Source organism: Streptomyces sp. NBC_01446 (assembly GCF_026340095.1).
GTDB lineage: Bacteria > Actinomycetota > Actinomycetes > Streptomycetales > Streptomycetaceae > Streptomyces > Streptomyces aureus.
On sequence record NZ_JAPEPO010000003.1, the window covers coordinates 80,869 to 102,577 of the forward strand.

14 protein-coding genes and 4 pseudogenes are annotated in these 21,709 nt (G+C 69.1%); 7 read left to right on the plus strand and 11 right to left on the minus strand.

Going from position 1 to position 21,709, the window contains the following annotated elements; genetic code table 11:
- Nucleotides 1–18 precede the first annotated feature (18 nt).
- Nucleotides 19–1,275, plus strand: a complete 1,257-nt coding sequence (locus tag OG456_RS44480; protein ID WP_266570857.1) for an MFS transporter — start codon at nucleotides 19–21, stop codon at nucleotides 1,273–1,275.
- Nucleotides 1,276–1,684: 409 nt separating this feature from the next.
- Here OG456_RS44480 and OG456_RS44485 read toward each other — a convergent pair whose 3' ends face one another.
- The 3 genes from OG456_RS44485 to OG456_RS44495 are packed head-to-tail and all read right to left on the minus strand — an operon-like array spanning nucleotide 1,685 to nucleotide 5,753.
- Nucleotides 1,685–2,959 carry an FAD-binding oxidoreductase gene (locus OG456_RS44485; RefSeq protein WP_266570858.1) on the minus strand — a complete coding sequence of 425 codons (1,275 nt, stop codon included), beginning with the start codon at nucleotides 2,957–2,959 and terminating at the stop codon, nucleotides 1,685–1,687.
- Nucleotides 2,960–2,975: 16 nt separating this feature from the next.
- On the minus strand, nucleotides 2,976–4,406 hold the full coding sequence (locus OG456_RS44490; protein WP_266570859.1) for an amidase: 1,431 nt from the start codon (nucleotides 4,404–4,406) through the stop codon (nucleotides 2,976–2,978).
- 39 nt (nucleotides 4,407–4,445) lie between these two features.
- Nucleotides 4,446–5,753, minus strand: coding sequence for an Nramp family divalent metal transporter (locus tag OG456_RS44495; protein ID WP_266570860.1), 1,308 nt, complete (start codon nucleotides 5,751–5,753; stop codon nucleotides 4,446–4,448).
- A 135-nt stretch (nucleotides 5,754–5,888) separates the two neighbouring features.
- On the opposite strand from OG456_RS44495, the gene OG456_RS44500 reads away from it, so the two are divergent.
- The 4 genes from OG456_RS44500 to OG456_RS50655 are packed head-to-tail and all read left to right on the plus strand — an operon-like array spanning nucleotide 5,889 to nucleotide 8,093.
- Complete coding sequence (locus OG456_RS44500) at nucleotides 5,889–6,860, plus strand: Lrp/AsnC family transcriptional regulator (RefSeq protein WP_266570861.1); 972 nt, start codon at nucleotides 5,889–5,891, stop codon at nucleotides 6,858–6,860.
- A 59-nt stretch (nucleotides 6,861–6,919) separates the two neighbouring features.
- Nucleotides 6,920–7,465 (plus strand): hypothetical protein, encoded by a 546-nt coding sequence (locus OG456_RS44505; RefSeq protein ID WP_266570862.1) that lies wholly within the window; start codon nucleotides 6,920–6,922, stop codon nucleotides 7,463–7,465.
- Nucleotides 7,462–7,710 carry an NUDIX hydrolase gene (locus OG456_RS50650; protein ID WP_323136458.1) on the plus strand — a complete coding sequence of 83 codons (249 nt, stop codon included), beginning with the start codon at nucleotides 7,462–7,464 and terminating at the stop codon, nucleotides 7,708–7,710. The genes OG456_RS44505 and OG456_RS50650 overlap by 4 nt, the downstream gene beginning before the upstream one ends.
- Nucleotides 7,626–8,093, plus strand: a complete 468-nt coding sequence (locus OG456_RS50655) for an NUDIX hydrolase (RefSeq protein WP_323136459.1) — start codon at nucleotides 7,626–7,628, stop codon at nucleotides 8,091–8,093. The genes OG456_RS50650 and OG456_RS50655 overlap by 85 nt, the downstream gene beginning before the upstream one ends.
- Nucleotides 8,094–8,284: 191 nt before the next feature.
- Here the strand turns inward: OG456_RS50655 and OG456_RS44515 are convergent, their stop codons facing one another.
- The 5 genes and pseudogenes from OG456_RS44515 to OG456_RS44540 all read right to left on the minus strand — a co-directional run bounded on the left by OG456_RS44515 (nucleotide 8,285) and on the right by OG456_RS44540 (nucleotide 14,771).
- On the minus strand, nucleotides 8,285–8,662 hold the full coding sequence (locus OG456_RS44515; RefSeq protein ID WP_266570863.1) for a toxin Doc: 378 nt from the start codon (nucleotides 8,660–8,662) through the stop codon (nucleotides 8,285–8,287).
- A gap of 3 nt (nucleotides 8,663–8,665) precedes the next feature.
- Nucleotides 8,666–8,917 carry a hypothetical protein gene (locus tag OG456_RS44520; RefSeq protein ID WP_266570864.1) on the minus strand — a complete coding sequence of 84 codons (252 nt, stop codon included), beginning with the start codon at nucleotides 8,915–8,917 and terminating at the stop codon, nucleotides 8,666–8,668.
- Nucleotides 8,918–9,935: 1,018 nt separating this feature from the next.
- A pseudogene (locus OG456_RS44525) lies at nucleotides 9,936–11,275 on the minus strand (IS630 family transposase).
- A gap of 273 nt (nucleotides 11,276–11,548) precedes the next feature.
- Nucleotides 11,549–12,832 (minus strand): annotated as a pseudogene (locus OG456_RS44530) (IS701 family transposase).
- Nucleotides 12,833–13,340: 508 nt separating this feature from the next.
- Nucleotides 13,341–14,771, minus strand: coding sequence for an endo-1,4-beta-xylanase (locus OG456_RS44540; RefSeq protein ID WP_266570865.1), 1,431 nt, complete (start codon nucleotides 14,769–14,771; stop codon nucleotides 13,341–13,343).
- A 681-nt stretch (nucleotides 14,772–15,452) separates the two neighbouring features.
- Between OG456_RS44540 and OG456_RS44545 the strand changes: the two genes are divergently transcribed.
- Nucleotides 15,453–16,919, plus strand: a complete 1,467-nt coding sequence (locus tag OG456_RS44545; RefSeq protein ID WP_266570866.1) for a non-reducing end alpha-L-arabinofuranosidase family hydrolase — start codon at nucleotides 15,453–15,455, stop codon at nucleotides 16,917–16,919.
- A gap of 199 nt (nucleotides 16,920–17,118) precedes the next feature.
- On the opposite strand, the pseudogene OG456_RS44550 reads toward OG456_RS44545, so the two are convergent.
- Nucleotides 17,119–17,271 (minus strand): annotated as a pseudogene (locus OG456_RS44550) (OsmC family peroxiredoxin); the annotation flags it as partial.
- Between OG456_RS44550 and OG456_RS44555 the strand changes: the two are divergent.
- Entirely contained in the window at nucleotides 17,266–17,670 is a 405-nt protein-coding gene (locus OG456_RS44555) for an SMI1/KNR4 family protein (protein WP_266571749.1), read from the plus strand. The pseudogene OG456_RS44550 and the gene OG456_RS44555 sit on opposite strands and share 6 nt — an antisense overlap.
- Here OG456_RS44555 and OG456_RS44560 read toward each other — a convergent pair.
- A pseudogene (locus OG456_RS44560) lies at nucleotides 17,584–17,868 on the minus strand (zinc ribbon domain-containing protein); the annotation flags it as partial. The gene OG456_RS44555 and the pseudogene OG456_RS44560 overlap by 87 nt on opposite strands.
- Before the next feature lie 122 nt (nucleotides 17,869–17,990).
- Complete coding sequence (locus tag OG456_RS44565; RefSeq protein ID WP_266570867.1) at nucleotides 17,991–21,632, minus strand: LamG-like jellyroll fold domain-containing protein; 3,642 nt, start codon at nucleotides 21,630–21,632, stop codon at nucleotides 17,991–17,993.
- Between the last annotated feature and the right edge of the window lie 77 nt (nucleotides 21,633–21,709).

Sequence of the window (21,709 nt, forward strand, 5' to 3'; positions counted from 1 at the left end):
CGCGACGGAGCGCGCACGATGACTGCCGAGGACCAGACCGCGGCGCACACGACTACAACGGCTGCCGACCAGGCCGGGGGCGGCTCGACCCGGTCGGCACCGCCCGGCAGGGCGGCGAGCGCCGGACGGTGGCCGGCGACAGCCGTCTTCTTTCTCAACGGGCTCACGCTGTCGACGTACATCGTCCGGCTCGGATCACTGAAGGACAAGCACCATCTGAGCGACGGCCAACTCGGGCTCATCGGCATGGTCTTTGCCGTGGCAGCCCTCGCCTGCATGCAGGGTGTGGGACTGCTGACGGCACGGGTCGGGACGCGGCCGGTGTTGCGCACCTCACTCCTCGTCATGCCCGTGCTGCTGGCGCTCGTCGGCCTGGTCGGAGGAGCCGTCGAACTCGTGGTGGTCGTCACGGCCCTCGGTGCCGTGCACGGCACCACCGACGCAGCCATGAACACCCATGCCGTCGCGATCGAGCGGCGCCTGGGACGTCCCATCCTCAACGGCTGCCACGCCGCATGGAGCGTCAGCGCTGTCGTAGCCTCACTCGCCACGGCCGTCCTGGAACGTGCGGGTATCTCGTTCGCCACGCACCTCGTGGCAGCCGCCGCCGTGCTCATGGCCGGGGGCCTGCTGCTGGGGCCGCTCCTGGTGGAGACCGGCACAGGGGACCGCGCCCGCGCGTCCGCGCCCGAGCCGCGCCGCCTTGGCCTGCGCGGCGGCTGGAGCCGCGAGGTCGTGGCACTCGGCCTGACCGGCACGGCCCTCATGGTCTGCGAGGGCGCCGCCCTCGGCTGGAGCGCGATCTTCCTGCACGACTCCCGGGGCGCGTCGCTCGGTCTTGCAGCCACGGCGGTGACCGCGTACACCGGCGCTCAGGCGGTCGGCCGGGTGATCGGCGACCGCCTGACCTTGCGCTACGGCGCCCCGGTCCTGTTCCGTGCCGGCGGCCTCGTCGCGGCGTGCGGCCTGGCGATGGCGCTTCTTTCGCCGAACCCTGTCGCGGCCATCGGCGGATTCGCCGTCGCGGGCGCGGGCGCGTCGGTCCTGATCCCGCTGGCCTACAGCGCGGTCGGGCAGGCGAAGGCGGACAGCCCGGAAGCCGCGACGCTGATCTCCCGATTCACCACCTTCACCTACGCGGGGACCCTGTTCGGTCCCGCCGCGATCGGCTGGGCCGCCGAGCTCGCCGGCCTGACCTGGACGCTGACCGCACTCATCCCCGTGCTGTGCGCTGTCGCACTCCTGAGCCGACTGCCCGGGCGCCCGCAGCACTGAGGTCGCCACCGGAGTCCGCCCCCGCCTGCCTCGCGCCGGGCGCCTGACCGTGAGGTTTCCGCACCCGGCTGGCGTGTGCGGTGGGAGTGTGGGTGCGTCGCCGGGTTCGCCGTGTCGCCATTTCGCCTGCAGACGCCGGACCCCCAGCCCCCTTGAAAGCAACGCAGACGCTGTCGCCGCGCCGTCCGGCGGCAGGTGGGCGCCCCGAGGCCCATATGAGGTTCCGCGTCAGATGACGCGACGTCCTGATCGCAGGGAACCCGAAAGTGCTGCCGCCAGCGGATCGGACGGCCGACTTCACTCCGACGAGTCCTGGGTTCGGCTGAACTCGGCGCAGTCATCCTGCGGTTGGCTTCACTCTCGTGCCAGACCCGAGACCGGGGTACGCAGGGATCGCGGCACGCGGGAGTCAGCGAAGCGGATGCAGGGCCGCCAGTTCGGGTGCGTACCGTCCGCTCACCATCCCGTCCGCCAGCAGCTTTCCACTGAGGGGGCCCAGAGCGATGCCCCACATTCCGTGCCCGCCACACACGTGAACGCGTGGTGACACGGTGCGGCCGATGAGGGGCAGGCCGTCCGCGGTGCAAGGGCGCGGGCCGGCCCACTCCTCGGTGCGGCGCCCGAAGTCGGCGTCGGGCAACAGAGGGCGGACCGCCTCGATCACCGCCTGAACGCGGCGTGGGTCGGCGGGCCGGTCGGGGGCGGTGAACTCCATCATCCCGGCGACCCGCACCCGCTCAGCGTCCAGCGGCGTGCACACCACACGCTGCGCCGCGAAGTAGGTGGGCGTCGTGGGCAGGCCTGCCGCAGGCATGGTGAAGCTGTAGCCCCGGCCGGACTGGACGCGAGTGCGGACACCGAAGGGCGCCGCGAGGCGGCCCAGCCAGGCGCCGTTGGCGAGCACGGCCGCGTCGGCACGCAGTTCCTGTCCCTCGGCGCCGCGCACGGCGACACCACCGCCGGGGCCGCCGCCCAGATCGCGCACGTTCACGGCCTCCAGGTCTGCCACGATCTTGCCGCCGCGCTCCCGCACCGCGTCGGCGAGCGACGTCGTGTACGCCACGGGGTTCAGGTACCGCTGCCCGTGCAGCCGGACGGCGGCAGCGATCCGATCCGGGCGCAGGGTCGGTTCGAGGCATGCGGCCTGCTCGCCGGTCAGCAGTTCGTACGCCACGTCCTGTCCTGCGGCGCGCACCGCCTCCAGTTCCTCGACCATCGGGCGGCGGGCGGCCTCGTCGGTGAAGGCGAGCAGGCAGGGGTCACTGGCGCGGGTGGGTTCGGCGACTCCGCCCTCGGCGAGTTCGTCGTACGCGGCGAGCACACCGCGGTTGAGCACCGAGAGCGCGGCCATGGCGACCTGCCACTGGCGGTGTGTGCAGCGCCGGGTGAGGGCGAGCAGGAACTGCGCCAGGCGGGCGTCCGCGCGCGGCGGGATGTAAAGCGGTGAGGACGGGGAGAACATGGTGCGCAGGCCGAGCCTGAGCGCGCTCGGCTCCGCCAGCGGCACGGTCAAGGACGGGGTCAGCCAGCCGGCGTTGCCCCAGGACGCGCCGGCCGCGACGCCCTTGCGGTCGACAACGGTGACCTCGACGCCCGCTTCCTGCAGGTACCAGGCAGTGGCGAGACCAGCCATACCTGCGCCGACGATCAGGGCGCTGCGCGGGGCTGTGTACTGGTGGGACATGTTCAACTTCCCCTCCTCAGTGGGTCGTCACGGCGAGCGAAGGACGGCGCTCGCCGGCTCGGGTCGCCTGCTCGAAGGCGTGCCCGGCGCGCAGCACAGCCAGGTCCTGCCGGTGCGGGCCGACGATCTGCAGGCCGACCGGAAGACCGGCAGGCGTGAACCCCGCAGGCACGGACAGTGCCGGGCAACCCGTCACGGAGATCAGGTACGCCGAGCGCATCCAGTCCAGATACGTCTCCATCGGCACCCCGGCCACTTCGCTCGGGTACGCCAACTCCAGTGCGAAAGGCGCCACTTGGCTCACCGGCAGCATCAACAGGTCGTATGTCCCGAAGAACTCCCTGACCCGGTGGAACAGCTCGGCGCGCCGCACCTGAGCCCGGCCCACGTCGGGGCCCGTCAGGCGGCGGCCCTCCTCGACGTTCCACACCACCTGGGGGGCGAGGCGGTCGCGGTGCCGGTCGAGCAGCGCACCGTAGGCGACCTCCATCTGCCAGGCCCGCTCGACGCGGAACACCTCGTCGGCACCGGACAGGTCCGGGCACGCCTCCTCGACCGTGCAGCCCATGGCCTCGAGTGCTTTCACGGCGGGCGTCAACGCCGCCGTCACCTCGGGCTCGACCGGCACGGCGCCGCCCAGGTCCGGCGCCCAGGCCACCCGCAGTCCGCACAGGTCGGCGCCGTCGAGCGCGGACGGGGCGAAGGCGGCGCCCGGCGTGTCCAGGGCGAGCGGGCTGCGCGGGTCGGGGCCGGCGAGCGCGGACAGGCCGAGCGCGGTGTCGGCGACCGTGCGGCCCATGGGCCCCTTCACCGACAGCTGCGCCCACGGCGTCCTGTCCGGCCAGGACGGCACCCGGCCGGGCGAGGGCCGCAGGCCGACCACGTTGTTGAACGAGGCCGGGTTGCGCAGGGAGCCGCCGGTGTCGCTGCCGTCCGCGAGCGGCACCATCCCGGCGGCCAGCGCCGCGGCCGCACCGCCACTGCTGCCGCCGGCACTGCGGGTCGGGTCGTACGGGTTGCGGGTCGGCCCGAACACCTTGTTGACGGTGTGTGAACCCAGGCCCAGTTCGGGCACGTTGGTCTTGCCGATGGTGATCGCCCCGGCCTGCTTGAGGCGTTCGACGACCAGGTGGTTCCGGTCCGGTACATGGTCGGCGAAGATCGGTGACCCGTACGTGGTGCGGATTCCGGCCGTGTCGGCGAGGTCCTTGTGCGCGACAGGCAGTCCGTGCAGCGGCCCCACTTCCTCGCCCGCCGCGAGCCGTTCGTCGGCCCGTGCCGCGGCGTCCATGGCCTGTTCGGCGACGAGCGTCACGATCGCGTTCACGATCGGGTTGACGCGCTCGATCTGCTCCAGATGGGCGGCGAGTACCTCGCGGGCGGACACCTGACGGCGCCGCAGGGCTGCGGCGAGGTCGACGGCGGTGCGGAAGCTGAGTTCGTTCATGGTGGCTCCGTGTGCTGCGGGTGGGGCGGGTGGGGCGGGTCAGAAGAGTTCGGCGAACTGGGCCGCCGCCAGCACCCCGAAGAGGAGGAAGGCGCCGGACAACAACACATTCGAGAGAAGCTTGTTGCGGAAGACCGGCTCGACGGTGCGGCGGTTGAGGAGCACAAGCAGCGCCCCGGACAGCAGCGGCAGGATCAGCGAGCCGACAGTGGCGTACAGGAGTACCAGCGACACCGGCTTCCCGAGGAAGGTGACGCCCACCCCTGCCGCGCCGGCGCCCAGGACGAACGCCCTGAACGGCCAACTGCGTGGCGCCATATGCCGTTCCGCCTGCTCGTCGGGGATGCCGCGCAGTGTGCGCAGCGAGTCGGACAGCAGATATCCGATGGAGTTGAAGCCGCCGACCAGTGCCCCCAGCGTGACGAAGAAGAAGGTTGCAAGGAACAGCAGGCGTGCCGCCGAGCCCAGGTCGGCGCCGAGCGGATCGGCGAGCGCGGCGAGACCGTCGTTGCCGGTGATCGTGCGGCCCGAGCCATGCAGCAGGCCCGCGCCGACGATGCTCGTACACAGGACGAAGAGGAACGTGACGGCGTAGCTGGTCGCCACGTCGGCGCGCATCACGGGCAGCCAGCTGGGGTGCCGCCACTGCTTCTCCCGTACCCAGTAGCTGTACGAGGCGATGGCTGCGCTGCCGCCGACCCCTCCGATCAGGGCGAGGATGGTCAGCACCGACCCTTGCGGCAGGCGCGGGCTCAGCGTGGACAGCATCCCCGGCAGATCGTCGGCGGTGACGAGCATGGCGACGGCAAGGCCTACCATGCCGACAAATTTGACCAGGATGAACACGCTCATCACTCGCTCGAACCACGCGTAGCGGCCGATGTAGACGATCGCCGTCGACAGCACGGTGATCACCACGGCAGTCGCATGCAGGGGCAACGCGGGCAGAAGCGTGGTCAGCGCGAGCGCCGCGACCGAGCTGAGCGCGCCGCCGTACAGCAGCGCGATCACCAGGACGAAGAGAAAGAAGGCGGCGGGCAACCAGCGGCCGGCCGAACGGAGGCCGGCGATCACAGTCCGGCCGGTGGCCAGGTGCAGCCGGCCGACCGCCTCGGTGAGAGCACTCTTGACGACGACCCCGACGAGGAGCGCCCACAGCAGCGCGAGGCCGTAACCGGCAGCGCCCGAGAGGGAGGTGACCATGTCACCCGCACCGACGCTGGCAGCCGCGAGGACCAGTCCCGGCCCGAGCAGGGTCAGTCGGCCGCGCCGGGTCGTGGGCGCCTGCGGGGCTTCAACGGCCGGTGGCCGGTCGGTGGTTCCGTGCGGCGCGGTCACATGGATCATCTCCGTCGGTCACGGGAGCAGGGCAGGGCTGGCGGGTGGCTCGGTGCGGCTCCGTGCTGGACAGACTCGAACGCGATGACGGATGCGTACAAGATTCCGCTGGACATCGACGGAATCCGCCATAGGATCGGCGCGATGGCAGCACAACAGCATGGCTCTGTGGCGGATTTGCTGGATCGGCGCATCCTGAGCGCCCTCCAGGTCGACGGCCGCGCTTCCTGGCGCCGGGTTGCCGGCGCGCTCGGTGAGGCGGAACGAACGGTCATCCGGCGAGGCACCCGTCTGCTCACCTCCGGCTACGTCAAGGTCGGCGCTCTCGCGGTGCGCGGTCACAGCACGGTGGTCCTCGTGCGCAGCACAGCCGGGCAGGCCCGGATGGCGGCCGGCGCGCTGGCCCGCCGCCCCGACTGCGCCTTCGCCCATGTCCTGACCGGTTCCCCGGACTGCATCGCCGAGCTGGTCGGCCCTCGTGAAAGCCTCGCCGGACTCGTGATGGACGAACTCCCCGGACTCCCCGGCGTCGCGGAGGCAGTCGCCCACCCCGTCCTGCGGCACCTCAGCACCATCCGGGAGTGGCAGCCGGGCTTGCTCACCGACGCGGAGACCGCCGCCCTGGCCACCTCACCCGAGTCGGTCCCGTCCCCCGCCCCGCCGGAGGAACCGACCCGCACCGACGTCCTCCTGCTCGACGCCCTCGCGGACGACGGCCGCCGAACCTATGACGAACTCGCCCGCATCGCCGGGGTGTCCGAGGCCACCGCACGCCGTCGCGTCAGCACGCTGCGCCGCACAGGGCAGGTACGCATCCGTGCCGTGATCGACCCGACGCTCCTTGGCCTGCCCACCGAGGCGGTCCTCAGGATCCGCGTGGCGCCGGGCCGACTCGACCAGGTGGCCGGCGCCCTGGCGCGATCCCCCTACGTCCGCTACGCCAGCTTCGTCGCCGGCGATCACCAGCTCCTGGTCCTGGCGGCCCTGCCCAGCGAGGGCCACCTGTACGACTTCGTGACGATGGCCCCGTGGGCCAGCGATGCACTGACCATCGAAACGGCTCTGATTCTCGCCTCGTTGAAGCGAGGCGGTGTGCCGATGCGCGCCCACCGTTGACTCACCTCACCGGCTCGCCTAAGCGGTTTCGTTTGGATCAGCGGGCGGACCAGCGGAAGATGCCTGCCACGTGGAGTCCGGCCCCTTCGGGCATATCCGGCCTAGCCTTCCCTGCGGAGCAACAAGCACGAGAGGGAACGAGCGATGGATACAACGGCACTGGCGGCCTTCCTGGCAGTGGACCTGCTGCTGGTGTTCACCCCTGGCGCGGGGCCGCCGCCCTGGTCAGCGAGTCGGCACTGATCCTGCGCGACCTCAACCAGCTGGATGCGGCCCTGGCGCAGGCACAAGCGGCAGTCGCACTCCGGGAGTCCCGCCGCGCACGGTCCCTGGCCCTGAGCCGGATCACCCTCGTCGACATCCACGTACTCCGGGGCGATCTCGATGCAGCCGTACAGACCGGGCACGGCTTGCTCAGCACGAGCCCCACCCTCGGATCGGTCCGCGTCGTACAGCAGCTCGACGCGCTGCGACAGCTCCTGGAACCGCATCGCGCCTACGGGCCGATGCGGCAGTACCTGACACGGTTCGACGACGCACGCAGAGCGAGAATGCTCCTCTTGGCCGACATCATCGCGTCGTCACCCGGAGGCACCCCCGCATGAGTCCCGCACACACCACCCCCACCCCCGCCGACCCGGAAGCGTGGAACGCCTACCTCGCCGAGGGAAACGCCAAGCAGGCCCGCAAACGCGTCGCCGCCGACGTCCTGCTACGCGACGCCGACGGCCAAGTCCTCCTGGTCAACCCCACCTACAAGCCCGGATGGGACCTTCCCGGAGGGATGGTCGAAGCAAACGAGCCCCGCCGGACGCAGCGCGCCGCGAGCTGGCCGAGGAACTCGGGCTGACACTCACCAGTCTCCGGCTCCTCGTGGTCGACTGGGTTGCCCCTTACGGCCCCTGGGACGACCAGATCGCCTTCATCTTCGACGGCGGAACCCTCACCAACGACAACGGCAAGCTCAGCCCCCGTGACGGCGAGCTGGCCACAGCAGAAGTCGTCGCGCCGAACATCGCACGCGCCCGGCTCGGCGACCACATACGGCCCCGCTTCACAGCCGCCCTCGAAGCCGCCGCCGACGGACGTCCCCGCTACCTCCACAACGGCACCCCTGCCGCTGACGCTGATCAGCGTCAGCCGGTAAGTCATCGCAACCGACACGCACACCGCCAGCCCAGCCCTTGTGTGGTGTCGCCCAGAAGGGGCCACTTCACACGACACGCCAGCTAGGAGTCCGGTAGAGCGTAACCACCTCATCAGACAGCGTGAACAGAACAGGGTCCAGATCCATGTGCATGTGGATCCGGGCCCTGTCCCCCCGTAGCAGTGTGATGCAGGATTCCAACCCTGACGGCCCAACCGCTGCGATGTCTCAACTCCCTGCCAGTGCCCCGCCGCAGGGGTCCGCGGTTCAGTCCCTGTTACAGGCGCCAGGCGCGGATGCGGTCGGCCGCCGTGAACACGTCGGCCTTGCCGGAGAGCAGTTCGCCTGCGAGGTCGACGAGTTCGCCGTAGGGGGCGTCGATGCCTTCGCCGCTGGCATGCATGTAGGCGATCGTCACAGCACAGGCGAAACGGATGTTGTATGCGGGCAGCGGCTTGAGGAGCAGGAAGGTGTGCAGCAGGGCTGCCGCGCGCCAGGACGCGTCGGAGTCGGTGCCGGCCCTAGGCGGGTCGACGCGGTGGCGGGCCACGCCGGCCATCAGCGCCGAGAAGTCGCCGACGGTCGGGTGTTCGGGCAGGGCGGTCTCCTGTTGCTGCAGGAGCCACCTCATGTCGATATGGATGACAGGCGGCATCGGTCAGGCGGCCCGCTCCGCTGCCCCGGCCGCCGGGCCGTCATCCTGGCCCGCGGCCGCGATGGCCTCGGCGAGGGCCGGATCGTGAAAGACGCGGGCGAAGACCTCGGCGCCTTCCTTCAGGGCACGGTGGCGGGCGATCTGGTCGGCGGTCGAGGCGCGTACCAGGGCCTTGAGGGTGACCCCCTGCTCTCGCGCCAGTTCGCGGAGCTCGTCGAGCTCCTCTTCGCTGAACTCCACATTCAAGGCAGGCATGCCTGGAGCATACCGTCCAGGTACCCTGTCATCAATCATCGCAGGTCAAAGCAGGTTACGAGAGGTACCCCGCTGGGCCCGGCGATCGCTGCGACGCAATGCGTTTGTTGCCCGTCCAGATCGCGCGGATGCCTGAGCCCGGTGGGCGCCGGGCGGTCTGCGTCATCACGAGCGGTGCCAGCCGCTCTCGCACTGCGAGACTGCCAGGGCACACCATGATCACAAATGGATAGGCCGTGTCCATGTCACGTGCACGCGTCACCCGCCGGAATGGCTGCGCTCACTGCCTGGTCTCGAGCGGCAGCGAGGTCGGCCACCCGTCCGTACGCGCTAGAGCACTCCGTTGATCACCCGGTCAGACGCCGGTCACGCGGTCGCCGGAGGGGTGAGGGCTGCCGGGGGCCGGGGCCCGACCTGACCGGCGAGCCGGTCCGGCAGCCTCGGAACCGGGCAGGTCGGCGAGGCTGCCGGCCGGTACAGCGGGTGCGGGGATGGGGGGAGAGCACCGCACCACGCTGGCCTATCGAGTGGGCCACGTACTCCTGTCTGCCAGCCTGACCCACTCTCCATCCACCTGCCCCGGCACGACACGCCCCTCCGCCTCCCAGCGGGCGGCCAGCTGCGTGAAGATCGGCTCACCCGGCGCTGGAGGAACCGTTTCCTCGCGGCCGGTGACCGGGGCTGGCTGCGGGGTCGTCGTGGTCACGTAGCTCTAACGCGCGAATCCGGCTGCAGTCACCCGTGCCTGCTCCGACGCTCACCCACTACGCCCTCCCTGACCAACCAGCAGCGCGCAGCATCGCCTGGTGCGCGTGAGGGATCGCCGACCACGGTGAGACGCCGTCCGTGCCGCGATCAGTGCGGTGGTGAACCGGTCGACCACGACCGACGCTTGATCGGCCAGCTGCTCCACCTCAGCAGAGGCGACCTCACCGCGCGCCGTGGAAGCGAGGAAGTCCGCAGATCCGCCCGCCCATCTCTAGTGTGATGCGCCAGAAATGGCGACTCTAAGTAGCTTTCACGTATTGGTGGTTGGTGGGTTGATTTTGGTGAGGTAGTCGGCGAGGGAGTTCAGGATCTCGTCGGCGGTCTTGGTCCAGGTGAAGGGCTTGGGATCGTGGTTCCACTCCTCGATCCATGCGCGGATGTCGTCCTCCAGAGCCTTGACGGAGGTGTGGACGCCGCGACGGATGAGTTTGTCGGTCAGCAGGCCGAACCACCGCTCGACCTGGTTCATCCAGGAGGAGCCGGTGGGGGTGAAGTGGACGTGGAAGCGGGGGTGTTTGCCCAGCCACGTCTTGATCTCGGGGGTGTTGTGGGTGGCGTAGTTGTCGCACACCAGGTGCACGTCCAGGCCGATGGGCACTGCCTTGTCGATCCGGGTCAGGAACTTCTTGAACTCGATGGCCCGGTGGCGGCGGTGGAGTTCCGATATGACGGTGCCGTCAGCGATGTTGAAGGCGGCGAACAGGCTGGTGATGCCGTGCCGGTGGTAGTCGTGGGTGCGGCGCTCGGGCATGCCCGGCATCATCGGCAGGACGGGCTGGGAGCGGTCCAGGGCCTGGATCTGGGACTTCTCGTCCACACACATAGCACCACCGCCTTCTCGGGCGGGTGGTGGTACAGACCGACGACGTCGACGACCTTGGCGATGAACTGCGGGTCGGTGGAGAGCTTGAACGCATCCTGCAGGTGTGGCTTGAGGTCGAACTTCTTCCAGATCCGGCCGATGGTGGACTTCGACAGGCCGGAGTGCTTGGCCATCGAGGCCCGCGACCAGTGCGTGTCCTTGCCCGGGGTGGATTCCAGGGTCGCGGTGAGCACGTCCTCGACCCGGTCGAGCAGGATCGAGGGCGGCCTGCCGGGACGCGGCTCATCCGTCAGCCCGTCCAGCCGCAGCCGGACGAACCTGGAGCGCCAACGGTTCACCGTGTTGTGCGCGATGCCGAGTTCGGCACCGATTTCCTTGTTCGTCCCGCCGTCCGCGCACCGCAGCACGATCCTCGCCCGCAGCGCCAGGAACTGCGCGGTCTTCGCCCGCCGCGTCCAGCGCGTCAGCTCTGCCCGCTCGGCCTCGGACAGCACCAGCTCCGACTTACGCCGGCCCGGCCTCGGCGCATCCGTCAGGCCTGCCAACCGCTGGGCCGCGAACCGGGAGCGCCACTTGCGTACCGTCGCCGCACTCACCCCGAAGTCCGCTGCCACAGCCGTGTTTGACACACCGTCCGCACAGGCCAGGATGATCTGGGCCCGCTCCGCCGCACGAGCCGATACCGCGCCGTCCGCCCAGCGCGTCAACTCCGCACGTTCCTCGGCGGACAGCACGACTTCGACAGCACGAGGACCCCGAGACACCATGAAAACAGCCTACATACTTAGAGTCGCCATTTCTGGCGCATCACACTAGTGTCCCGCGCCGGAAGTTCCTAGGTAGTTCCGGCTGGGGCTCGAAGGGCCAACACGCGCGGTCGGCGTCCGGCCGCCTGGCCGCCAGGGGGCCGGACGGATCTACCGACGAATTACTGGCGCAGGACACTACCCGTTAGGTTGCTCTGGCTCTTGGGTTCTGGCTGGTGGTGGATGTTCTGGGCAGGGGGCGGTGGCAGGTGGTGCAGGTGCCGGTCCAGCAGTTCAGCAGGTCCTGGATGGCGTCGAGGATCTGGTAGAGGCTGAGTCCGCTGTATCGGCTTTTGGGGCCAGGCGCTGTTCGGTGAGGACTGGGCGGCGGTGGCCAGGGTGACGTGGTGATGCTACCCGGCCCAGGAACGTCCCTCGAAGTGGTCCAGGCCGAGGCCGTGTTTGAGTTCCCGGTAGTCGTGCTCGATGCGCCAGCGGATCTTGGCCAGGTGGACCAGTTCGGCCGGCGGGGTGCCGGCGGGGAGCCGGCGGGCAGGCTGGACAGCCAGTAGTCGGTGGGCTCTTGGGCGTCCTCGGGCCATTCGGCCAGCAGCGTCACTTCGGGCAGAACACCGTCCCAGTAGCCGTGTTGGGCGGTGGCGGCGGCCTGGGCCAGGCGGCTGGCCCGGACTCCGGCCGGCCGCACCCGCAGGGCCAGAAAGCGCGAGCGCATCGGCCCGCGGGAGCCTTCCCGCCAGGTCACCTCGATGAAGGCCTGCCGCCCATGGCCGGCCGCCAGCGCGGCGACCGAGGACGGCTTGTGGCGGTAGCGGGGCTGCGGCTTGCGGCCGTTGTCGGACCACGCCGGGGCGGTGGGCTGTGCATCGTGCGGGTGGACGGTCACGTCCGAACGGACCGCCACGACATATCCGATGCCCCGCTCGCTCAGGCCGTCGCGGAAGTCGGCGTTCTGCCCGTAGCCGGCGTCGGCCACCACCACCGGCGGCACCAGTCCCCACCCGGCCAGCTCGTCGAAGGTGTCGAGAGCCAGCCGCCACTTCTCCCGGTGCCCGACCTCCTGCGGTATCCCGGTCCTCTGCCGCCGTGGCGCATCGTGCGCCCACTCCCGGGGCACGAACAACCGCCACTGCAGCGGACAGGAGGCGGTGTCGGAGACCGCGTGCACGCTCACCGCGACCTGGCAGTTGGCCTGCTTGCCCAGCGCTCCGCAGTACTGGCGCGCGACCGCGACCGACATCTTGCCGTCCTTGGGGAACGACACATCATCGACCGCCCAGGCATCCGGGCCGATCTGCGGCACCATCCGCTCCGCAATCCGCCGCCGCACCGGCACCGGATCCCAGGTCGACTGGTTCACGAACTGCTGCAGGTTCTGTTCATTGCCGTCCGGCAGCCGCTCCGCCATCGACTGGATCGACTTACGCCGCCCGTCCAGCATCAGCCCCGCAGATAGCAGTCACCCTTCGCCCGCTGATCCTTGCGCGGCACCGACGCGAACACATCAGCCACGAATATCGCCAACTTCACCCGAGCACGGTTCACTTGATGCGTATCCACACGCCCAACATGCCCCCAAATGGCGCCACCGTGCTGTGGCCACCGTCAGGGCCCCCGCGCGTGCAGCGCGGGGGCGGGCGGGCGATCACAGCTCGATATCGAGCCGTTCTACGTCGGTGAATTCCACTCCGAGGCCGTGTGCCCGGGAGTTGTTTGCGCGGAAGTACATCTCTGCGAGGCCGTCGGCCGCGATCTGCTGCTCGCCTGCGCCCTGCTCGTGGGCGGTGAACAGGCGGTCGGCCCAATGGGGTGGCAGGGCCTGGGTGATGTCGCGGATCCGGGCGTCGTCAGTAGTGCCCGCGGCGCATCAACAGGTACGAGCCGCGCGGCCAGTACCCCAGCGATCACCTGCCGGGGCAAGTGAGCCTGACACTCGGGTGAAACGCGTGGCGGCCGGCGTTGACCGCGGTGAGCAGGCAGATCCCGAGGGTCGCCACCACCATGGCGGCGACCCGGGACCATCAGCGATGTCTTCGTGGAGGGGCGGGAGCCGCACCGTAGGTCTTCATCAGGTGCGGGTCCAGCGCTGGTTGCTGCCGTTGGAGCAGGTGTAGAGCTGGATCAGGGTGCCGTTGGCGGTGCCGGCTGAGACGGTGTCGAGGCAGAGGCCGGACTGGACGCCGACGATGGATCCGTCGGAGTTGAGGCGCCATTTCTGGTTGTCGGCGCCCCAGCAGCTGTAGATCTGGACTTTGGTGCCGTTGCTGGTGCCGCCGGCGTCCAGGCACTTGTTGCCGTAGACCCTGAGCTCACCGGCGGCGGTGTACGTCCACTGCTGGTTGGTGCCGTTATTGCAGTCCCACAGTTGGAGCTGGGTGCCGTCGGTGGTGCTGCTGCTGGGCACGTCCAGGCAGCGGCCCGACCCGACGCCCTTGATCTGTCCGGAATCCGAAGGGGGCGTGGTGGAGCCGCCGTTGAGTGCGTTGAGGACGGAGGTGTACGCGGGCTTCTTGCTGCCGTCGCCGTTGAACAGCAGCGGCGTGTCCTGCGAGCGCCAGGAGTCGGTGTCGCGTACACCCCAGACGGTGATGCCGAGGCAGCGCGAGACGGCCAGGCAGTCGTTGGTCACGTTGGCGTAGGTCGTGGACGAGGCGCCCTGGATGTCTAGTTCGGTGATGGCCACGTCGACGCCGAGGGCGGCGAAGTTCTGCAGGGTGGTGCGGAAGTTGCTGTTGTAGGGGCTGTCGCTGTTGAAGTGCGACTGGAAGCCGACGCAGTCGATCGGCACGCCGCGCTGCTTGAAGTCCTTGACCATGGCGTACATGGCCTGGGTTTTGGCCCAGGTCCAGTTCTCGACGTTGTAGTCGTTGTAGCAGAGCTTGGCGGCCGGGTCGGCGGCGCGCGCGGTGCGGAAGGCGACCTCGATCCAGTCGTTGCCGGTGCGCTGCAGGTTGGAGTCGCGCCGGGCGCCCGAACTGCCGTCGGCGAAGGCCTCGTTCACGACGTCCCACTGGGCGATCTTGCCCTTGTAGTGGCCCATCACGCCGTTGATGTGGTCGATCATCGCCTGGCGCAGGGTGCTGCCGCTGAGGCTCTGCATCCAGCCGGGCTGCTGGGAGTGCCAGGCCAGGGTGTGACCGCGGACCTGCTTGCCGTTCTGCACCGCCCAGTTGTAGACGCGGTCACCGGCGGTGAAGTTGAACTGGCCCCGCTGCGGTTCGGTGGCGTCGATCTTCATCTCGTTCTCGGGCGTCACCATGTTGAACTCACGGCCCGCGATCGACGTGTACGCCGAGTCGCCCAGCCTGCCCGAGGCGATAGCGGTGCCGAAGTAGCGGCCGCTCTGCGCCGCCGCGGCACCGAGTGTGCTCTCGGCGGCGTGTGCTTTCGGTGGGGCGACCAGCGCGCCGACCGCAACTAAGACGCCGACGATCAGCGCCAACAGCAGACCGCGTGTCTTCCGGCGGATAACGGGTCTGGGAAGGGCGTACGAGCCCATGACTGTGCCTCCAAGGTAGAAATCACGGAAGGACTGAAGTGCAGGGGTCGACCGGCACGAAAGGACGCCATCGCGGCTCAGCCGGGGAACCACCACGCGGCGTCGCGTACCTCTCCAACTACGCGAAGAGCCAGGATGCGTGGGTGCGAACCTCACCGGAACGAAACGGGGTGGCGCAGGTGCTGTGGTGCGCGGATCTGCCGCGCGGCTGTGCGTGGACGTGGATCTGCCGTGCAGAACAGAGCGTCCAGGGTCAACATGGTTCGAAATCCCGGACTATGGACGGTGTCTCAGACAGGGATGATTGAGGTATTGACGATGGCTCGTCAATACTCCCCGCAGAAGATTCCGTTCCTCGCCCGAAACTTTCTGAAATCCCAGCGAGTCAGCGGCGAACTCCTGACGCCACGACCGGTGGACGCCGTAAGCCCGGTTCGCGGTGTTGTGCACGGTATTTCCAGTCGGCACGACAGCCTGTCGAGCCCAACGGTGAGGCGCCGTTTGTAGACAGATCGGCGACAGGCCTTGACCGGACGGCCTCTCATTCCTAGCTTGTGGCGTCAATGCTTCCGGGAACTTTCCGAAAGTTTTCGGGATCGCCCCTGTCCCCCTACCCCCGGCGTGGCCGCTCCGCGGTTCATCGGGGCCACCTCCGCCCTCGCCCCTCAAGGAGTCCCTCTGATGTGGTTCCGCCATCCGTCCCCGGTCCGCCGGAGACGTTTACTCGCCGTCCTGGCGCCCTTCCTGCTCGTGGCCACCTTCCTCGGTGCCCATCCCGCCAGCGCGGCGACCGTAGACACCAACGCCTCGTATGTGCTGGTCAACCGCAACAGCGGCAAGGCTCTGGATGTCTACAACTTGGCGACCGACGACGGCGCCCGCATCACCCAGTGGACCAGGAACGATCAGAACCAGCAGCAGTGGCAGTTCGTCGATTCCGGGGACGGCTACTACCGCATCAAGTCCCGCCACTCGGGCAAGGTGCTGGACGTCCACAACTGGTCCACCGCGAACAGCGGCGCGATCGTCCAGTGGACCGACTTGAACGCCACGAATCAGCAGTGGCGGCTGGCCGACAGCTCGGACGGCTACGTGAGGCTCATCTCGCGCCACAGCAACAAGGCCCTCGAGGTACAAGGCGCCTCCACCGCCGACAGCGCGAACATCGTCCAGTACGACGACTGGGGCGGCACCAACCAGCAGTGGAAGCTCGTCAAGGTCGGCGGGGACACTCCCGGCGCCTGCGATCTTCCGTCGACGTACCGCTGGACCTCCACGGGCGCACTGGCGCAGCCCAAGCCAGGTTGGGCCTCGCTCAAGGACTTCACCGTCGTCCCGTACAACGGCAAGCAGCTCGTCTACGCGACGACGCACGACACGGGGACGAGTTGGGGTTCGATGAACTTCGGCCTGTTCACCAACTGGTCGGACATGGCCTCGGCCAGCCAGAACACGATGTCTTCCGCCACCGTCGCGCCCACGCTCTTCTACTTCGCGCCGAAGAACATCTGGGTGCTCACCTACCAGTGGGGCGGGACCGCCTTCTCCTACCGGACGTCGAGCGACCCCACCAACCCGAACGGCTGGTCATCACCGCAGGTGCTCTTCTCCGGAAGCATCACCGGCTCCGGAACAGGACCCATCGACCAGACGCTCATCGGTGACGGGACGAACATGTACCTGTTCTTCGCCGGTGACAACGGCAAGATCTACCGGGCCAGCATGCCGATCGGGAACTTCCCGAGCAGCTTCGGCGCGAACTCGACAGTGGTCATGAGCGATACGACGAACAACCTGTTCGAAGCCCCGCAGGTCTACAAGCTCCAGGGCCAGAACCGCTACCTCATGATGGTCGAGGCGATCGGCTCCCAGGGCCGCTACTTCCGCTCGTTCACCGCCACCAGCCTCAACGGCTCGTGGACACCCCAGGCCGCGACCGAGAGCAACCCCTTCGCCGGCAAGGCCAACAGCGGCGCCACCTGGACCAACGACATCAGCCACGGCGAACTGCTCCGCACCAGCGCCGATCAGACCATGACCGTCGATCCCTGCAATCTGCAATTGCTCTACCAGGGACGCAGCCCCAACTCCGGCGGCGACTACGGCCTCCTGCCCTACCGTCCGGGTCTGCTGACACTGCAGCGCTGACGGCGTGACACGGGTCCGGCCCCGGTAGGGAGCCGGCGGGGCGGGCTCGGCGAAAGGCCGAGCCCGCCCCGGTCGCGCGACAACGCCGGGCACATGTGCACTGCTACTGCGCCCACGACGCGGCGGAGTGCCTGCTACGCGTCCGGGTCGCGCGCGATCCAGCCCGGTGAATCGAGCCGGATCGCACCGTCCCCCACCAGGGCGTGCCCGCCTCGACGGTCCGGCTGACCGTGCACAGCCGGTCGCGCGAGGTCTTCACCGCCCGCGGCAGGATGGCGCGGGCCCGATCGCCCGAAGGACCGTCCGGGAACGTGACGGAGAAGGTGACCCCGAGGTCCGACATCCGATTGCCGCTCCGCCGTCGTACGCGGTCCTCAAGCCCGGCGCCTCCGACGACGAGATCGTGGCTCTGGAAGAAACCTTCGGCGTGAGCGTTCCGGAGGAGTTGAAGGCGCTGTGGCGGCTGTCCGCCGGTGAGAGCGGCGTAGACGGTTCGGATCTCATGCTGGGCGGCTGGGCCCTGATGCCGCTCGACGCCGTGATCGAGGTCTACCAGATGCAGATGCGGTTCCAGGAGGAGAACGGCGCGGACGACACACCGAGGACACGCTGGTGCTGTGACTCCTCCCCCCGGATAAATCCGGGGGGCTTCTCCTGTCGGTGGCTATGCCACGTCGGGAAGGACCAGCCCGGCCCTGAGTGCGACGTTCCAGGCGCCCACGCGGTCGGCGTGGTCGATGTGCTGGCATGAGGTGCACTGGAACTTTTCGCCGTCGCGGTTCTGCGCGTCCACGTGCCCGCATTCGGGGCAGGTGCGCGAGGTGTTGCGGGGGTCCACCGGGATCAATACACGAGCGGCGCTTTCAGCCTTCTGCGCGAGGATGCCCAGGAACACCCCCCAACCCGCGTCAAGAATGCTGCGGTTGAGTCCGGCCTTCGAGGCGGCGCCACGCCGGACCATCCCGGCCGTCCTGGTGCTACGGCACCCCGGCATCGCCCGCGCACGCGAAGACGGGCGGGCGACCAGGTCGACCCGCCCGGCTTCGCTTCCCCTGCCGCGGCGCGCCTACCTCACGACACCTCGCGTGCGTAGGGCACAACCGCGATCCGGTCGATCAGCGGGGCGTAGCGGGAGCGGAGCAGGGTGTCAGGGAAGGTGTCCGAGGCATAGGTGGTGCCGTCGAAGTTGGGGAGTTCCTCGGAGCGGAAGCTGAGGGTGTTCTCGCCCTTCTTGAGGTGGACGGGGACGGTCAGCTCCCAGAAGTTGTTCTGGTGGAAGGTATGGGGGAAGCCGACGCGCCGGGCCGCGCCGCCGTTGACGGAGAGGTCGGCGTGGCGGGCGAGAGGGTCCGGGTTGTAGTGGGTGGCCTCGGACTGTTCGGGGTTGGAGTAGCGGATGCGCAGCGCGTACAGGCCCGCGCGGTCGGCGGGGACGGTGAAGGTCGCGGTGTTGCCGTTGCCGGGGTCGCCGCCGATGCCGGTGATCGCCGTGCCGTCGGTGGCGAGCGAGAGCGGCGTCAGTGTGGCCGAGCCGGCGAGCGCCGCGTCCTGCGCCTCGTACGTACGGGGCGTGAGCGTGCCCTCGGTGGGTGTGACGGTGAGGCGGTCGAGGAGGGTCGGGGCCGAAGTCCCCGTCAGCGTCACCTTGTTGAGGCCGCCGGAGAAGGACACCGCCACGCTCTGGTGCTTCTTGGACAGGCTCAGGACGTCGTGCCCGTTGACGGCGAGTCGGGCGCCGGTGCCCACGAGTGTGTCGACCTTGAGGGTTGCCTCGTGGTCGGCCGGTGAGAAGACCCAGAACGTGGCCGTCTGGTTCTTGGCGAGGCGGGCCGCTCCCGATCCGGTGTCGTAGACGGGGCGGGCCCCGCCGCCCAGCCAGGCCAGTTCGCCCTCGTGGACCTGAGTGGTGGCCGAAGGCGTGGGCAGCGCGAGGGTGAGGCGGTCGACGATGGCGTCGCCCTTGGTGGCGCGCTTGCCGTCGAGGCTCTTCGCGGCGAGCGTCAGGGTGTGCTTGCCCTTGGTGAGCTTCACCTTGGTGTCGGCGTGGTCCCAGACCACCCATTTGTAGCCGAGCGGCAGGTTCAGTTCCTGCTCGCTCGCCGCTTTGCCGTCCACGCTCAGGAACACGTTCGTGGGGCCCTGTTCCTTCACCTTGTCGTGGGTGTTGAGGGAGTTGGCGAAGACGCTCAGGTCGTAACGGCCGTCCTCGGGGACGTCCACCGTGAAGTCGAGGGTGACGTCGGAGCCGGTGCGCAGGCCGCCGACGTCGTAGCCGCCGGAGGTGTAGAACTTCGAGACGTCGGAGGTCGATCCCTCGGGGCCGTTCTTCGTGTACCCGGACCCGGTGTGGGCGGCGTCTTCCGCTTCGTACGACGCCTGCCAACTCACCGGCGGGGACTGGGGGTTGGTGACCCTTCCGGTGGACGGGCCGAGGATGATCTCGTACGCCGACGACTCCTTCAGCCTCGGCAGCGCGCCGTCGCCGAAGTCCACGGTCGCCTTGCCGTCGTCGGAGACTTTCAGGTCCGTTTCCGTGAGCAGTTTCGCGCCTGTGTTGTCGCCGATCTGTCCGCTCCAGTCGATCTCACGGACCCAGGCGTGCACCTGCTCTCCGAAGAGCTTCTTCGGGATGTTGTCAAACGTGATGTGGCCCTGGCCCGTGGAGCCGCCGAAGAGGAGGCGGGCCTGTCGCTTGTCGCGGTCGAGGGTGGCGACGCCCTGCATCGTGTAGTTCTGGCCGGGGAAGGGTGGCGTCACCTGCACCGTGTGCCCGGTCATGGAGGCGTACGCATTCAGCAGCCACCACTGGCCGTTGCCGCGGTTGGACTGCACGGCGGAGTCGGAGAGGTTGCCGTCGATGTTCCAGTAGGCGATGTCGGCGTCGACCTTGGACTCCTCGATCGCGGAGACCCACTGGATCATCTGGCCGGGCACCGAGGTGTGGTAGTTGAAGGCGTATTCGTTGATATTGATGGGGAGTTGGGTGCCTTCCCGGTCCGTTCCCTTGAACAGGTCCTTCTCCCACGTGCGGTACGTGGCGACGCTCTGGCGCACCGCTTCCGGGTGGCTGAGCTCGTGCCAGGTGATCACGTCGGGGAGGGTGCCGGCGGCCAGGGCGTGCGTGAGGAAGCCCTTCACCTGGGAGTACAGGACGCTGGTGTTGGGGCCGGCGATCCTGGCCTCCGGCATCCTGCCCTTGATGAGCTTGTACGCGTCGTCCCAGGCGGCAAAGTACGCGTCCGGGTCGCTGAGCCAGCTGACCTTGTCGTAGCTCCACTCGCCGGTGCCGAACATGTTGCCCTCGGGCTCGTTGAACGGCACGAAGACGATGTTGTCCTGGTACTGCTTCGGCAGTTGGAGGACCTGGTCGACCTGCTTGGCGATCTTCTCCTTGTAGAGCTTGAGCTTCTCTTCGGGGGTGTCGCCCGGCCACTGGTACGGGAAGCCGCGGTGGATGTCGGTCATGTAGATGTACACGTCGCCGTCGGTGGAGTCGGCCAGCGGCTTGACCACGTCGAGGGCGTCGGCGCCCGGGTGTTGCGGGCCGTCCTGTGCCTTGGTGGAGACGGTGCGCAGGCCCATGCCCTCGATGAGGTTGTTCGTGGGGACGTCGGGTCCGTAGACGCCGTAGAGGGTGCCGGAGGCGCCGCCGTGGAACGCGCCCGTGTTGGAGCCGAGGTCGACGGTGAGTGCGCCCTCGCGGACCACGGTGACCGTTGCCTTCACCGCGCGTCCGGCCGCGGTGCCGACGACCGTGAAGGCGCCTGGTCGCGCGTACTTGTCGGAGGGCACGGCGTCCCAGGTGACGGGTGCGTCGCGGTCGTAGCCGTCGGAGTAGGACGAGCGGACGGCCGCTGGCAGCGACGGGGCCGTACCCGTCGTCGTACGCACGTCGAAGGTCGTCTTCGACAACTCCGTGAGGGTCGGCAGCTGTCCGCCGACGGTGTCCGCCACCTGCTCGGGACTGAGCGCCGCATGCCACACGGTGAAGTCGTCGATCGCGCCCTTGAAGAGGGGGTCCGCGTAGAAGGACTTGCCAAGGTAACCGGCCGTCGTGGCCGAACTCCCCAGCAGATCCTTTGCGTTGACGGTCGACTTGGCGGAGGAAACCGGCACGCCATCGAGGTACGTGGTGACCCGCTGGGCCGCGGTGTCGAGGGTGACCGTGATCGTCCGCCACGCGTCGGCGGGGAGCGGGGCGTACCCGGACACCTGCGCCTCCGCGCCGCCTCCGCCGGTGGTCACCGAGGTGCGGAGCAGCCCGTCGCCGTTGTACGGGGTCGTGAACAGGTACGTCGACGTGTCGGTGCCCAGGTCGAAGGCGCGCTGCCAGGGGGCCCTGTCGCCGCTCCACTTCACGCGCGCCGAGACCGTCAAGTCAGCGCTGTCGGCGAGGACTTCGCGGGGCAGACGGACGTATGCGCCGTCGGACGTGGACGCGCCGCCGGGCAGGGCGAGGGCCTTGCCGCCGTCGGCGCCGGTGACGGACTGGGCGGTGGAGCCGTTGACCAGGGTCGCCGTGCGGCCGTTGCCGGACGCGTCGGTGATCTTTCCGGAGGCGAGGTCGTCCTGGTCGAAGGTGTAGTGGACGGCCGGCCCGGGCGGGTCGGCGGCTTGCGCGGGGGCGGCCGGGGCGGCCAGCAGGCCCGCGCCGAGGGCCAGGGTGACGGCGGCCGGGGCCCGGCGCCGGGATGGTCTGTCAGCGGATGACATGGATGAGTCCTCGTCTTCGACCGGTGCGGGTGAGGTGGGGGAACTGCCCTGGTGCGGGGACTTGTTGCGGCGCTGAA

Coding starts and splice junctions, on each gene's coding strand:
- OG456_RS44495 (WP_266570860.1), bottom strand. CDS start 5,753: ATGATCCATGTGACCGCGCCGCACGGAACCACCGACCGGCCACCGGCC.
- OG456_RS50650 (WP_323136458.1), top strand. CDS start 7,462: ATGAGTCCCGCACACACCACCCCCACCCCCGCCGACCCGGAAGCGTGG.
- OG456_RS44520 (WP_266570864.1), bottom strand. CDS start 8,917: ATGCCTGCCTTGAATGTGGAGTTCAGCGAAGAGGAGCTCGACGAGCTC.
- OG456_RS44545 (WP_266570866.1), top strand. CDS start 15,453: ATGTGGTTCCGCCATCCGTCCCCGGTCCGCCGGAGACGTTTACTCGCC.
- OG456_RS44490 (WP_266570859.1), bottom strand. CDS start 4,406: ATGAACGAACTCAGCTTCCGCACCGCCGTCGACCTCGCCGCAGCCCTG.
- OG456_RS44540 (WP_266570865.1), bottom strand. CDS start 14,771: ATGGGCTCGTACGCCCTTCCCAGACCCGTTATCCGCCGGAAGACACGC.
- OG456_RS44515 (WP_266570863.1), bottom strand. CDS start 8,662: ATGCCGCCTGTCATCCATATCGACATGAGGTGGCTCCTGCAGCAACAG.
- OG456_RS50655 (WP_323136459.1), top strand. CDS start 7,626: ATGGGACCTTCCCGGAGGGATGGTCGAAGCAAACGAGCCCCGCCGGAC.
- OG456_RS44505 (WP_266570862.1), top strand. CDS start 6,920: ATGCCTGCCACGTGGAGTCCGGCCCCTTCGGGCATATCCGGCCTAGCC.
- OG456_RS44480 (WP_266570857.1), top strand. CDS start 19: ATGACTGCCGAGGACCAGACCGCGGCGCACACGACTACAACGGCTGCC.
- OG456_RS44485 (WP_266570858.1), bottom strand. CDS start 2,959: ATGTCCCACCAGTACACAGCCCCGCGCAGCGCCCTGATCGTCGGCGCA.
- OG456_RS44565 (WP_266570867.1), bottom strand. CDS start 21,632: ATGTCATCCGCTGACAGACCATCCCGGCGCCGGGCCCCGGCCGCCGTC.
- OG456_RS44500 (WP_266570861.1), top strand. CDS start 5,889: ATGGCAGCACAACAGCATGGCTCTGTGGCGGATTTGCTGGATCGGCGC.